Here is a 13413-nt window from a genome sequence, read left to right as displayed (position 1 = left end):
CAAATCGGGAATGTAAATGCCAGCAATATCGGTACGACCGGTTTCAACAGCTGGCACGAGGCCTGTTCCAGGGATAACGAGCAGGTTGATCAGCTTTGCCAGCTCTGGGCTCTCCGCGTATTTGCGGGGCAAGCAAAAAGAGCATTTTTTGGCGCTCTATCTCAATGCCCGCAAGCAGTTGGTTCATAAAGAGACTATCTCCATTGGGACGCTAACAGAAACCCTGGCGTATCCGCGCGAGGTCTTTGAGCCGGCTATTCGTCACCTTGCATCCTCAGTTATCCTTGCGCATAACCATCCGTCAAAAAACATGGAGGTGTCAGAGGCAGACATGAAACTCACAGAAAAACTGATTCAATCAGGAACCATTCTTGATATTGAAGTGCTGGATCATATTATTACCGACAACGGCTATATCAGTTTTAAGGAGAAAGGAGTACTTTTTAGATAAAAACTATGCCACAGCTTGAAAACATTGAAGCAATAGAAAAAAGGCTCTGGAGCGCCGCGGATACCCTCAGGGCTAACTCCAATTACGCCAGCAATGAATATTTTATGCCGGTGATGGGTCTGGTATTTTTGCGTCATGCCTACAGCCGGTATCTGGTGGTAAAAGATGACATTGAAGCCAGTTTGCCGACCAAAAGGCCCCAGGGGCTTACCCTTGTACGGCATGTCGATATGGATGCTGCCACCCAATTCTTCATGAAACGCATTACCAGAACCGTTGACAGAACCTTTGCCGCCTTGTTCCTTATATCGTTTCAGCCACTTAGAAAGCCAAAATCTACTTCTTTGTACCATCCCGAGTATCTTATTGAAGCCGTAACCTTCTTCATACAACTGAATCGCCTTACACCGCTTCTCATATTCTTTTTGATCCTTCACCGCCGATTTCTCCTTCCAAAAGTTTTTGGAAGAAGTCTAGACGATTCTTACCGAGTTTTCGATGTTATGATATTTTTTAAGTTATCGATGTTATGACATAAACCCCGTAATCACCAACGATCGGTTTCATGAGTTGTGTCTGGTCAACTGTATCTTTTGAATCAGACTCCAGGATTAATGTCTTCTTGCTTTACACCGATAGCCGTGGCAACCTTCTCCAGGTTTTCTGCCTCGGCGACTGCATCAAAAACCTTTCCCCCAGCTAAAATAAGTTTACTTCCCGGTATTTCATTGTGGAGCCTTACGCCTTCTATCAGACGAACTAACGACGCATCAGAGATCTTGCTGGTAACAGGAATGTTTGGGTCGGAAGTGTGTCCTCCGCCCAAAACAACGATCCACTTTACTGAAGATATAAGGTCGCTGCCGGGTGTATCAGATGTTGCAGTTATGCCAAGTGGTAGATAATGATGCTCTAACGGTCTTAAAAGTATGTTTGGAATACCCCTGTAACTCAGGATTGCAAATAACAGTACTCCAACTGTAACGATAAATTTTCCAATCCTTTGTTTTCGGGAAAACAAAAGTAGAAATAATCCCACAATCAATATTCCCTGGCATAAAGGAACAGGACATAATAATTGTGCAATAATCTTTTTTAAGACAAACATTTCTTACCAATTATCAAGGTTGAATTGGATTCTAAATCTATCCTCTTTATATCCTTAAAGCCGCTCTTTACAAGCCATTCCCGATATTCAGACTCACTGTATGATGCCCCCTCCTGTGTACCAATGAGCATGTTAAGGCTGAAGAGGGCTGCAAATTGTGGATGTGTCCTGGTTTCGTCCAGCACAAATTCATGAATAATAACCTGACCGCCTTCTCTTAAGGCATCCCAGCATTTCCTGAGGATCATAGTGTTGTTTGCGGGATTGTATATATGTAAAAGGTTTGAGGCAAGGATCGCATCGTAGGTATTTTCCCCAAAGGTGTCCCCCAGGCAATTGCCCGCTTGTGTGCTAACACGGTCTTCCATATCTGCTGCCGTAATAAATTCCCGGGTGAGTTTGATCACGTGTCCTAGATCAAAGACAACGGCATGCAGATGCGGATTAGCCTTTGCAAGTGCAATGGCGTAAGTGCCGGGGCCACCGGCGATATCAAGCAGCTTCTTTGATCTTTTTAGATCAATTTTCCTGCAAAGTTCCTCAGCTTTTACAGAGGCTATATTATGCATTGCCGTAATAAAGTCCCTGAGGTCATGCGAGTCGACTTCTTCAGGCAAGTCCTTCAATGAAACAGGCTTCCCTGTTTCGATGGTTTCCCGAAGCATTGCCCAGTTGTCCGTCATGTTATGGAAATGGTGGATAAAATCTCCTAGATAATGTGGCTTTCCTTTGATCAGGTAAGGATCCGATAGGTGAGAATTTTTGTAAGAGTTTTCCTCTTTGGCCAGTATTTCAAGGGAAACGAGTGCGTTGAGGAGCATCTCGGTTGCCCGTTCATTGGTATGGATGGCCTGAGAAATTTCTTTGGCGGTAAGCCTGCCCTTGTTAATAAGCGTAAATATGTCAAATTCGACAGCCGTAAAGAGTATCTGGGATTTCCAGTAACCACAACTGAGTTGCAAGAGGTAATCAACATCTGAATAGTTCGGATGGGTCATTGTCGTATGAAATATCCTTTATCGTATTACTGTATAAAAACTTCTTTTTTTTAAGTCTTTTGGCAATAATCTCATTTGTTTACCCGGCAGGCAGTAGGCAGTTGCCAGTACGCAAAAGTGGTGAACTTTACCGCCAACTGCCTACTGTCTACTGCCTCTTTTTGATTGCATATCCGCTGGGCTAGACGGTAAGGTACCTGGTTATCCCTGGTTTAAAGCAAACGGGTTCGATCCCAAAGTGTTCGAAAAATGGTTTTTCGTCACAGGTATTACCCTCCAGTAACATAATAATTTGCTCTTTTGTAATGGGGAAGGAGGGTAACCAATCAAGCATTTCTGCTGTCAGGTTCATGATGAATACAGGGATGTGTAGCTTGTGCGGTGGTACACAGAGGACGTCACCAATGATATCAATGATTCGATTAAACTCAATCTTTTCTGGCCCGCCCACATTAAAAGTCTTGCCAATGGCATCTTTTTGTTCTATCGATTTGATAAAGCCCATCGAAACATTTTCCACTGCCACGGGTTGCATCTTATATCTTCCGTTGCCTATTACGGGCACAAATTGTTGGGTTTTTAGCATACCAGCAAACAGATTGACAAATTTATCTCCTGGCCCAAATATAATTGATGGACGAAAGATCGTGTAGTCAAGCCCACTGTTCCTTGCAAATTCTTCCGCACGAAACTTGGTTTGTTGATATTGGGTCTTGCCGTCCGGACGTGCCCCCAGTGCGCTCATCTGGATGAATCGCCTAACCCCCTGTTCTCGGGCTGCCCTGACAAGATTTGCCGTCCCCTCGTAATGCAATCTTTCAAAGGTAATCCCCTTTCCGGGGAACTCTCTGATAATTCCAACGAGGTTAATAACAGCATCACATCCGGCTAATTTGCCAATTAAACTGCTTGCATCTGTAATATCACCTTGTACACTCTCAACATCTTTGTAATGCGCAAGCTTTTGTTCGGAATCCTGTCGAACGATGCATCTGACCTGATATTTATTTTCGAGCAAATTCTGAAGTATTTGTTTTCCAACAAAACCTGTACTACCTGTTAAAAATATCTTCATTGTCTATTATTCCTTAATCTGGATAAAGCAAACCCAAACGAGTTTTTACAATAAAATTTAAATTCCAAATTCAAATCTCAAATAATTTCCAAATTTCAGTTCCTGAACTCTTGAGATTGTCAGAAGCAAGTTCTGCAGGAATGGATTTTCGAAATTTCAAACACCTTATGTATCACAGTCATTAGGAATTTGTTCATTCGAATTCATTCGATATTTGGCACTTTCCCTTCCTGATGGGAGGGAGTAACACTTTTACCTAAAAACAGTCTCATTTCTTTAAAAACAACATCGCCTTTATCCTTGATGTACCTAACGTCCGGAAGTGACTGAAGAAAAATATGTCCATACTTTTTGGTAACTACTCTGCGATCAAAGATTACCACAACCCCCTTGTCCTCGCAACTGCGTATAAGCCTTCCAAAGCCCTGTTTAAATTTAATTACTGCCATCGGTAAGGAATAATTGTAAAAGGCATCACCACCAGCCCTTTCAATGGCCTCCGCCCGTGCCTCAATAATAGGTTGCGTAGGCACCTTAAAGGGTAATCGGGTAAGAATGACACATTCCAGTGCATCACCCTTGACATCGATCCCCTCCCAAAAACTGTCCGTGGCGAAGAGCACTGACGTCTTGTCCTTCTTAAAGGTTTCTAGAAGGTTGTGACGGTTATCCATCCCCTGTTTCAAACAGGTATAACCGAGATGTGTAACCTGCGGTTCTAGCCTTCGGTAGAGGTTATCAAGAAGACTGTAAGATGTAAACAGGATTAATGCGCGTCCTTCTGAAATTTCTACGGTCTTCAAGATATTCTCTTCGAGGGTCGAAACATAACTCGGCTTGTCAGGTTCTGAAATGTCCGTGGGGATGCCAATCATAGATTGTCTCTTGTAGTCAAATGGAGAATCTAAGATTAATTCGGACAAGCGGTCTTCTGGAATTTGATGCAAACCAATACTGTCTTTAAAGAATTTAAAAGTCCTGCTGATCGCCAGGGTGGCCGATGTCAGTAATATCGAGGTATAATTATCATACAGGCATGCCTTCAAATCATGAGAAATAGAGAGTGGCGCTGCGCAAAACCGAATAACAGGCCCCCCTCCGTACTTTTTGATTTCCATCCATTTGCAAATCTTTTCGTCCCCCGTAATGAAAGAAGCAAGATCGCTTGCTACCAATTTCAGACGCGTCTTGCAGGATACAATATCTATCAGCACGGATGAAAGGATATCCTGTGACTTCCTGGAGAGTTCTCCGAACTCATCTAACAGCGCTCTTAATAATGAGACGAATTTAAGAATGCCCACGCTTAATGTCTTGAGCCCGGCCTCTATAACATCTTGCCACAGGGCGGTAGAAATCAGGCTTTCCGTGATACGTAATTTGGTCTCATTTTCTTTAGGATCCTCTCTGTGAAAATTTTTATTTCTCGTATACACGCTTATTGCCCTGGAGATGTTTTCAAAGATTTCTTGAACAGTATCATAGAGATGCTGCCTTGCCTCCAGGATTTCTGTATTGATTCTGTCGTTAATTTCCGCGGCAATAGACTTGTCGTGAATCGAACTCATTTCTTTGAGTTTGCTTTTAAGGTACTGCAAAAGGCCTTTTCTACTATCCTTTATGTTGATCAATCTTCCCAAAAGCTTTATTATTCGTAGCCTCGAGATTGTACAGCTCAGATTCGCTGTTGCCACATCTTCAAGGTGGTGTGCCTCGTCAATAATGATTTTCTTAAAGGGTGGCAGGATGGCTACCGTGTCGTAACCCTTTGTTTCCTTACGTACGATCAAATCAGCCATCAGGAGATAATGATTTACTACCAACACATCGGCGCTGGCCGCTTTTCTCCGGGCAATATAAAAAAAGCACTCATCATAAAACCGGCACTTTAATCGTGTGCACTGATCGGCCTCTGACTGTATTGCTTCCCAGACGTCGTCCTGTGGCACAAAATTGAGGTCTGCCTTGCTCCCATCCCGTGTCTTTGTTGTCCACTCTAACAGGTCGTTCAGTTGCTGCCGATCTTTGTCCTCAACCAATGTGCCGCCCTCAGAACGTAAAGTATACACCTTCCTCAGGCATAGGTAATTATTCCTGCCTTTCACCAACACACTCTTAAAATTGAGCCCGCAACATTTCTTGAGGACAGGGATGTCCTTTTCAATTAACTGTTCCTGAAGGTTTATTGTATGGGTAGAAACTACTACACGTTCCTGATTTTTTATACTCCAGAAAACGGCGGGGACAAGATATGCCAGGGATTTTCCCGTCCCTGTCCCCGCCTCAATCACGGCAATCTTGTCTGCATTAAAGGCATCAACTACCGACTTCAGCATCTCAACCTGGGGTTTGCGATATTCGTATTGAGATAAGTGTTGTGCGAAATTTCCTCCGGGCTGGAATTGTGCGGATAATTCTTTGAAGTTTAGCTGCTCACATACCCGCTCTTTCCTGACCTTTACCACCGGGTACAGATATTCTGCGCTGTTATCCACGATATAGCATCCCACCCCGAGTGATCCCATGTAGGATGCAATTTCAATGTCCGCATCGGAGGGAGCCAGGATACCGTCCGGATGATTGTGGATAATAACGTCCCCATATTTTGCCTCTTTGATGATAGCAGGCACAGCACCTCTGTTTCCCATGGCGTAAACATCCACATCGGTCACCAGATGCTCATCGTTCAGTCTGCCGACCAGAAATACCTCGTTTCCACCCGTCTTTTCAATGGCGTCACGGATAGATGAGATAGCATCAGGCGTTATAAATTCCCTGGCTAACCATTTAGTCGTTTTCATGACTCAAGTATAAAACAAAATATGCATATTATACAATTAAAAACAGGTTTATTTGACCACCAGGCACAAAGACACAATAATTGAAGAACGATTTTTCTGACATCATTTGTTCATTAAAGCTATCAGATTGTTAATCCCTTTGCGTCTGGTATCCTGGTGTCAAGATAATCACCTTTTGTTTTATCGCTTGACTCTTTTTCATGTTTGCATATAATAAATTTTTCTTTAATCTCTGAAAGGAAATAATACCATGAAAAAAAATTATCTGTTTACGCCCGGTCCAACAATGGTGCCATCTGAGGTCGCATTGGCCGAGGCGCAACCCATGATCCATCACAGGACACCACAGTTTTCACAAATCTTTTACGAGCTAAGTGAAGATTTAAAGTACTTATTCCAGACAAAGACAGGCGAGGTCTTTACTCTCATGTCATCGGGAACAGGCGCCATGGAGTCCTGTGTTGCGAATGTCTTGTCAAAAGGTAATAAGGCGCTGGTGGTGGTCAGCGGAAAATTCGGTGAGCGCTGGGCAGAGTTGTGTAAGTGTTTTGGCATTGAGACTATTACGATTGATGTTGAAAATGGCAAGTCCGTGAATCCGGCTGACATTGAGGCAGCACTCAAAAAGACACCGGGAATTTCCGCAGTATTTACAACCCAATGTGAGACCTCTACGGGTGTGGTACATGATATAAAGGCCATTTCGTCCATCGTGAAGAAATATGGGGCACTCATGGTCGTTGATTCCATTACGGGGATCGGTGTCCATGAATTTTTCATGGACGAATGGAATATTGATGTTGCTATTACTGGTTCTCAGAAGGGGTGCATGATGCCGCCTGGCCTGGCCTTTGTTTGTGTCAACAGCAGCGCCTGGGGTGTTATTGATAAGGCTGATTTGCCCAGATATTATTGGGATTTCAGGAAGATGCGAAAAGAGCTTAAGAACAAAACGACCCCTTTTACTCCGGCGGTTTCTCTGGTTCTGGCGATGAAGACAGCCATGGATATGATTAAAAAGGAAGGGATTGAGAATGTGTGGAAGAGGCACGCCCGCCTTGCCAATGCCACGAGGGAAGGCGCAAAGGCGCTTGGCCTGGAACTCTTTGCCGGCGAATATTCAAGCAATGTGCTGACCGCAATTAAGGCGCCCAAAGGGGTGGATGTTGATAAGATTATCAAAAAACTCCGGGATGAAACAGGGATAACCTTTACCGGTGGACAAGACGAATTGAAAGGAAAAATTATCAGGATTGGCCACATGGGTTATGTAAATGATTTCGACATCATTGTTGCCATTGCTGCGCTTGAAAAAGGATTTTACGAAGCTGGATATGCCCTGGCATTAGGGAAAGGGATCTCTGCGGTACAATCGTTACTGGTGGGCAAGAAATAACAAGATACTGTCTAATCGTTGGTGTTTCCGTAAGAAGCCGACCCCAGTTGGCGACTGTGTTTTTTGTACACCGTTATGGATTGCCGGTTGTCTTCAGGAGGTGGTTCCTGCCGTGATGTGCTATAATTCTTTGATGCTTATTGAATTTCCTCAGCAAGCCGACATAAGCAGTAAGATCTTGGGCAGTATAAGTGTGGCAAATTGTTGTTTTGCTGAGCCAACTCAATACCATTCTTTATAATTACGCCTTGACAAACCTTTTGCCAGAGAGCTGCTTTACCAGTTTCTTTATTTCGAGGATCATGAGGGTGCTCGAGACGACTGAGGTGGGGAGCCTGGCGATGCGTATAATTTCATCTATGTCTTTCGGGCTGCTGGATAAGAGTGAGAATATCTTTTTTTCCTGAGAGTTCAGCGACAGGCTTCTCGGGTCGTTTGTTGCAGACTCATCGGATGTCCTCAGGGTTTCTGCCAGTGGTCCTAGCTCCTGAATGATATCGGTAATATCCTCGACGAGTTTTGCGCCTTCCTTGATGAGTTTGTGTGTGCCCCGGCTGTAAATGTTGTCAATATTGCCTGGAATGGCAAAGACCTCTTTCCCCTGTTCCAGTGCCCATTGTGCGGTTATCAGAGAACCGCTGTTCAGCGCTGATTCAACCACAAGCACCCCCAGCGACAAGCCGCTTATCAGCCTGTTTCTCGGCGGGAAATTGCGAAAGTCTGGCGGTGTATTCATGGGAAACTCAGATACCAGAGCGCCGTGCCGGGCGATTTGTTCTGCCAGTTCGATATTTTCCCGGGGGTAAATAACCCCAAGACCACAGCCGAGCACGGCAATGGTACGTCCGTTGGATTTAATGGCGCCGCGGTGTGCAGCCGCATCTATCCCCCGTGCCATACCGCTTACAATACAAAGTCCCTTCTGGGCAAGGAGCCGGCTAAAGCGCTCTGCCTGCGAGAGACCATAATAGGTGCAACGTCGCGCACCTACAACAGCGAGGGCAAGGATGTCCATTTCAAGGATATTACCCTTTACGTAAAGGACAAGTGGCGGGTCGTAGATGGTCTTGAGGTGTTTCGGATACTGTTCGCTCGTGTAAGGCAGGATCTGAACGTCCTTTTCTTTGGCCAGATTCATTTCATTTGAAATGTCAATGTTTTTGGATTCCTCGACGATGGCGTTTGCTAACTTTGGACCGATGCCCGGTACTGCCTCTAATTCTGATTTGGTGGCACTGAGGATGGCCTCCGAAGAGCCGAACCTTTCTAAAAGTGTTTTGTATGTTCGTATCCCAATCCCCTTCGTCATGTTCAGACGTAAGAGGGCCTCAAATTCTGTCAATGTAGTTTCCTTAAAGTAGATCTTCGGCGGCTTTTATAACAGTAGTGGCAAGGCGCGCCTTGCCACTACATAGGTGATTTAAAAATTTCGTAATAGTTTAGTTTTTTGAAAATTTATGTTCCTAATATGTCACCAAAATACAAATCTTGTTAAAAACACGGTTTAGGAAAACACTGGTATAAATGCCTGAAGGGCAGAAAGTGTATAGCCAGGGGTATAAGCCCCTGGACAAAAAACTTTTTTCAAAAAAGCTAAATTGATACAAAATTTCTAAACAATACATTAAAGAGGCTTATTCAATACGAGGTATAAAATTTCCTCGGTTACCCGATCCGATATAATAACCTCACCTATTTTTATGGGTAGTATAAAACGCAGCCTGCCGGAAATAACCTTTTTATCGGTGTACAGTGCTTTTACAATATCCTCGGATTTTAATCCTGTATGAAGCGGCAATCCCAATCGTTGTATTAATGAAAGTTGTCGTTCCAGTACCACATGATCTGTCAATCCCATTTCAATGGCAATCCTCGTGGCGTAAAGCATGCCAATGGCTACTGCCTCCCCATGTCTGTATTTTTTGTAGTCGGTGACCGTTTCGATGGCATGGCCAATGGTATGTCCGTAGTTTAATATGGCGCGCAGGTGTGTTTCTTTTTCGTCTTCTTCCACGACATGTGCCTTGATCTGACATGACATGGCGATAATTTTGAGAAGGGCGGTATCGTTCAATTGCAATATGTCATAAAGGGACTTTTCTATGTATTCAAATAATTCAGCGTCTCTGATGACTCCGTACTTGATAACCTCCACAAGCCCTGCTACCAGTTCTGCCGCCGGTAATGTGGAGAGTGTATCGGTATCGATAAAAACAGCCCTGGGTTGATAAAAACTCCCGATCATATTTTTCCCTTTCGGGTGGTTCACGGCTACCTTGCCTCCAATACTGCTGTCAACCTGTGCGAGGAGTGTTGTCGGTACCTGAATAAAAGGGATACCCCGCATAAACGTTGCAGCCACAAAACCGCTGATGTCACCCACCACGCCTCCGCCTAATGCAACGATAAGGGAACTCCTGTCCAGCTTATGATCGAAACATGCATCGTAAAGTGCCAGTGCTGTTTCCATGGTTTTCTGCTCTTCACCGGGTTTCAGTGGGATAAGCCTGACATCAAATTTATTCCGCACCAGACTTTCCGATACGATATTGCCGTAAACCTTTTCTATGTTTTTGTCGGTAATCAGGAGTGTCTTGCACGGTTCTTTCTCTTTAACTAGGATGTCACCAATTTTCCCGAGGATGCCTTTGTCAATGGAGATATTGTAACTATTGGAGGATAAGTTAACACGTATAGTCTTCATAAGAGTTAATAGTTGGTTCCTAAATCATCAGTATAAAGGTGCACGAGTTTGCCACAAAAGCGGAAATCCATAAAAATAAAGTAGAACAGGAGAATACTGGATTCCAGCTTTCGCAGAGCCTGCCCCGTACCTGATACGGGTAATGACAATTTTTTTTAGTCGTCAATTATAGCAAGACCTGACTCCGATCGATTCTTCTCCTATCCCTTTTCCCATTAAGGTATATTAAGGCGTTTGCCCTGAAAGCTGCCACTAAACTCGCTGACAAAAGGTGCATCGTCCGGATCTGCCGGATTCACATCAGGTGCGTAACACTTGCCGGACACCGTTAAACTGATTTCCTCAAAATTGTTAGAAAATGTTATTACATGATCGGCTATACAGTTACCCACCACTTCTCCTGGGGAGGATTCAGTTGGAGGTAAAGCTGATATGGAGAATGTCTTTGCTATAATCTCATTCTTGCCGGTCCTTTTCCATGTGCCGACATCGTTAGTAAAGACAATTCCGGCTAACGTAGTATTCTGTATCCCAAACACCGTAGTATAAGAGCCATCTTTTCCGATTTGTACGATTACTGGGGTAGGTATTCCGTCTTCATTGCCTATCGTAAAGTACGTACCAACAAATCTGTTTTTCCCTGCCTCTGACTGACGCGACACGCCCATCAGAATTATTGCCATGCTGAAAAACATGAATGACCATGATAATCTTCTGCCCTTCATAACAAATCTCCTTTTTTAATTTTTCTGCTTTCAGATTGAGAGGAGCTTCACGATTCCCCTCCTCTAAAAATTACCGTACAAAAAGAGGGCTTAATGGGTCACCCAAACTTCTCCTCAATCAAAACCATAGTTACATAATTTCTGGGAGGTCTATAGAAATGAAGCAGCCTCCAGAGATTTTCTGGTGTTATCGTTAATGCGGGTATGGACACAAAAGAGGCTGAAGGAAAGGTCGTTTTGCCAAAGGGAGGATTTCCCCTTCGAGCCTCTTATCAAATCCAGAATAAATTATTTTTCAATCTCTTCTTTGTTGTCAAAATAATAGCTAAGGGCATCAAATAACTGCGCTGGAGTTAAATTTGGATAACCATCAAGTATCTCCTCTATGCCCATGCCCGAGCGGTAGTGATTTACAATTGATGCAACGGGGATCCTTGTGCCTTTAATAACGGCTTTACCCTCATATTTGCCGGGGTCTTTTTCGATATATAGATGTTGGGTGCTTACAAACATTCTACACCTCCTTAACGGATAAAATTGTTCTCAATAATAACAAAAAGGTTCTAAGGTTGCCACACCGAAACCGAAAAAAGAGGGACTTTTTTTGTGTTGTGGTTGATGCGGGTATAGGCGTAGAGAAGACCGGAAGAAAGGTCATTGTGTATTTTCAGCAAAGATTCGGAAATTTGTCATGTGAGGAATCCGTTTTGAACTTCGTTCCCTAATAATTTATCAAAAATTCACAAGCCAAGACACTGGCCCCACTTCTTCTTAAATGTGTAACAGTTGCTTTGGGAAAAACGCCTGAAAGTTAGCACTGCTTAATGAAATCTCATGGATGTTTCTTCGATCACCCCTTTATTATAAAACAGCAAATAGCAAGACCCGGCCCCAATCGCTAGAAAAATCATAAACGGCAGCGTCGCAGAATCTTAGGCGGAATCTCCCAAAATCCTAGCTTGCCCTTGCATGGCACTGGGGTGCGAAGTGATCGTGGGTTGGCGAGAACGAATCCAATCGGCCCACCGAACCACTTCGAGGGATGCTCCTTAACGACGTCGACGAGATCGACGAAACCGATGATAGCGCTCGTAACCAAGTCTTCTGGTTCTGGTTGCGGAGACCGTCGTGGGAGCTCGGCGTCTCGCATAATCTTGCCGGAAGCATGGACAGCGAAGGTGCCTCGAAAATGAGTATTCCAAGTTCGGTTCTCGATGTTCTTGCCTGCATGGATAATCGCCCATGCCCACGGTTGCTGAATGCTGAGTGCTTTCATTGTAAGTGTGCGCGAATGACGCCTAATGTTACGGATTGATTTATTTTCTTATTCGATTCCACTTGAATCAAAATGCTTTCTTAATGCTAATTTGCTTGGCCTGCTTGCCTCGTCTATTGGTTCACGCAATGTTTTCTCATTCAATTCCCAGTAAAGAGAATCTTTTAATGTTGGATTAATGTGTATTTTCAGGGTTTCTGGATGAACTGTGATTATGTGCAGATCAAACAGCGTATGAATATCAGATCGCAGCAAGAGACCGTTCGTAACGGTATTTGTCTCTTCGCCTTGATATGGATAGATATGGGCAGATTCTAAAACGTGGACAACATCACATTCCGTAATGGCACAACGTCCCCCGTATGCATCAAGCAATGACTTTCTAAATGCAGGTTGTCCTTGTCTTAAAACAATATCGTGAAGTGTTTTTCTCCTTTCATCAACAACTATATCTGGATCAAATTCATCTTTGTTAAATATGGTTTCTGCTATTTCCGACATTATTCTTTGATCATCAATGGGTTTGCAGTCGGAACATTCAGTTATATGGGTGATTCCATTTTGTGTTGCCCAATTATGAATTTCTTTCAAATTCTGTGAACAAACTTTCATTTGTTTTCCTAGATCGCCAGGTTGACCCGCCTGCCATTCTGTATTTCCAAGATGAGCACATATGGATCGATGAATCATTCCAGATGATTTTGATTTCACATTTAAAAGAAATCCTTCAGGATTTTCTTCACGCCATTTCTGGAATTCTTCATGTGCTTTTTCGGAGATTATCTTTTGAAATTGTTTTATCATTTCTTTTGACCTTTATTTGTACGTATTCAATACTTTCACCCCTAACATTTAAGAATACAGAAAAGAAAAATAAGG

At 43.5% G+C, this 13413-nt stretch carries 12 protein-coding genes and 1 pseudogene; 3 read left to right on the top strand and 10 right to left on the bottom strand.

The genetic code is table 11. The features are described from left to right. The first annotated feature begins 16 nt into the window (after positions 1–16). Both E3K36_14730 and E3K36_14725 read left to right on the top strand, forming a co-directional pair. The gene (locus E3K36_14730) at positions 17–451 is read left to right on the top strand and encodes a hypothetical protein (GenBank protein MCF6156457.1); all 435 of its coding nucleotides are present in this window, start codon (positions 17–19) and stop codon (positions 449–451) included. Positions 452–456: 5 nt separating this feature from the next. Further along, a pseudogene (locus E3K36_14725) lies at positions 457–645 on the top strand (restriction endonuclease subunit M). A 404-nt stretch (positions 646–1049) separates the two neighbouring features. Here the strand turns inward: E3K36_14725 and E3K36_14720 are convergent. From E3K36_14720 to E3K36_14705, 4 genes are all read right to left on the bottom strand, one after another. Next, a complete protein-coding gene (locus E3K36_14720; protein MCF6156456.1) occupies positions 1050–1490 on the bottom strand; it encodes a hypothetical protein in 441 nt (146 codons plus the stop codon). 56 nt (positions 1491–1546) lie between these two features. Further along, positions 1547–2557, bottom strand: coding sequence for a methyltransferase domain-containing protein (locus tag E3K36_14715; GenBank protein MCF6156455.1), 1011 nt, complete (start codon positions 2555–2557; stop codon positions 1547–1549). 181 nt (positions 2558–2738) lie between these two features. After that, positions 2739–3632, bottom strand: coding sequence for a complex I NDUFA9 subunit family protein (locus E3K36_14710; GenBank protein ID MCF6156454.1), 894 nt, complete (start codon positions 3630–3632; stop codon positions 2739–2741). A gap of 203 nt (positions 3633–3835) precedes the next feature. Beyond that, the gene (locus E3K36_14705) at positions 3836–6433 is read right to left on the bottom strand and encodes a helicase (GenBank protein ID MCF6156453.1); all 2598 of its coding nucleotides are present in this window, start codon (positions 6431–6433) and stop codon (positions 3836–3838) included. A 250-nt stretch (positions 6434–6683) separates the two neighbouring features. Between E3K36_14705 and E3K36_14700 the strand changes: the two genes are divergently transcribed. Then, complete coding sequence (locus tag E3K36_14700; GenBank protein MCF6156452.1) at positions 6684–7829, top strand: alanine--glyoxylate aminotransferase family protein; 1146 nt, start codon at positions 6684–6686, stop codon at positions 7827–7829. A gap of 241 nt (positions 7830–8070) precedes the next feature. On the opposite strand, the gene dprA is transcribed toward E3K36_14700, so the two are convergent. From dprA to E3K36_14670, 6 genes are all read right to left on the bottom strand, one after another. Continuing rightward, complete coding sequence (dprA, locus tag E3K36_14695; protein MCF6156451.1) at positions 8071–9171, bottom strand: DNA-protecting protein DprA; 1101 nt, start codon at positions 9169–9171, stop codon at positions 8071–8073. A 282-nt stretch (positions 9172–9453) separates the two neighbouring features. Beyond that, positions 9454–10533: a 3-dehydroquinate synthase gene (locus E3K36_14690; protein MCF6156450.1), complete on the bottom strand. Its 1080-nt coding sequence runs from the start codon at positions 10531–10533 to the stop codon at positions 9454–9456. A 215-nt stretch (positions 10534–10748) separates the two neighbouring features. Next, complete coding sequence (locus E3K36_14685; GenBank protein MCF6156449.1) at positions 10749–11258, bottom strand: hypothetical protein; 510 nt, start codon at positions 11256–11258, stop codon at positions 10749–10751. A 288-nt stretch (positions 11259–11546) separates the two neighbouring features. After that, the gene (locus tag E3K36_14680; protein ID MCF6156448.1) at positions 11547–11771 is read right to left on the bottom strand and encodes a DUF433 domain-containing protein; all 225 of its coding nucleotides are present in this window, start codon (positions 11769–11771) and stop codon (positions 11547–11549) included. Positions 11772–12165: 394 nt separating this feature from the next. Beyond that, positions 12166–12534 carry an ASCH domain-containing protein gene (locus tag E3K36_14675; protein MCF6156447.1) on the bottom strand — a complete coding sequence of 123 codons (369 nt, stop codon included), beginning with the start codon at positions 12532–12534 and terminating at the stop codon, positions 12166–12168. 48 nt (positions 12535–12582) lie between these two features. Beyond that, positions 12583–13338, bottom strand: a complete 756-nt coding sequence (locus tag E3K36_14670; protein ID MCF6156446.1) for an HNH endonuclease — start codon at positions 13336–13338, stop codon at positions 12583–12585. Between the last annotated feature and the right edge of the window lie 75 nt (positions 13339–13413).

The sequence above is a fragment of the Candidatus Brocadia sp. genome, assembly GCA_021646415.1.
Lineage (GTDB): Bacteria > Planctomycetota > Brocadiia > Brocadiales > Brocadiaceae > Brocadia.
Note: the sequence above shows the minus strand (reverse complement) of the source record. Positions and strands in the feature narration are given on the sequence as shown.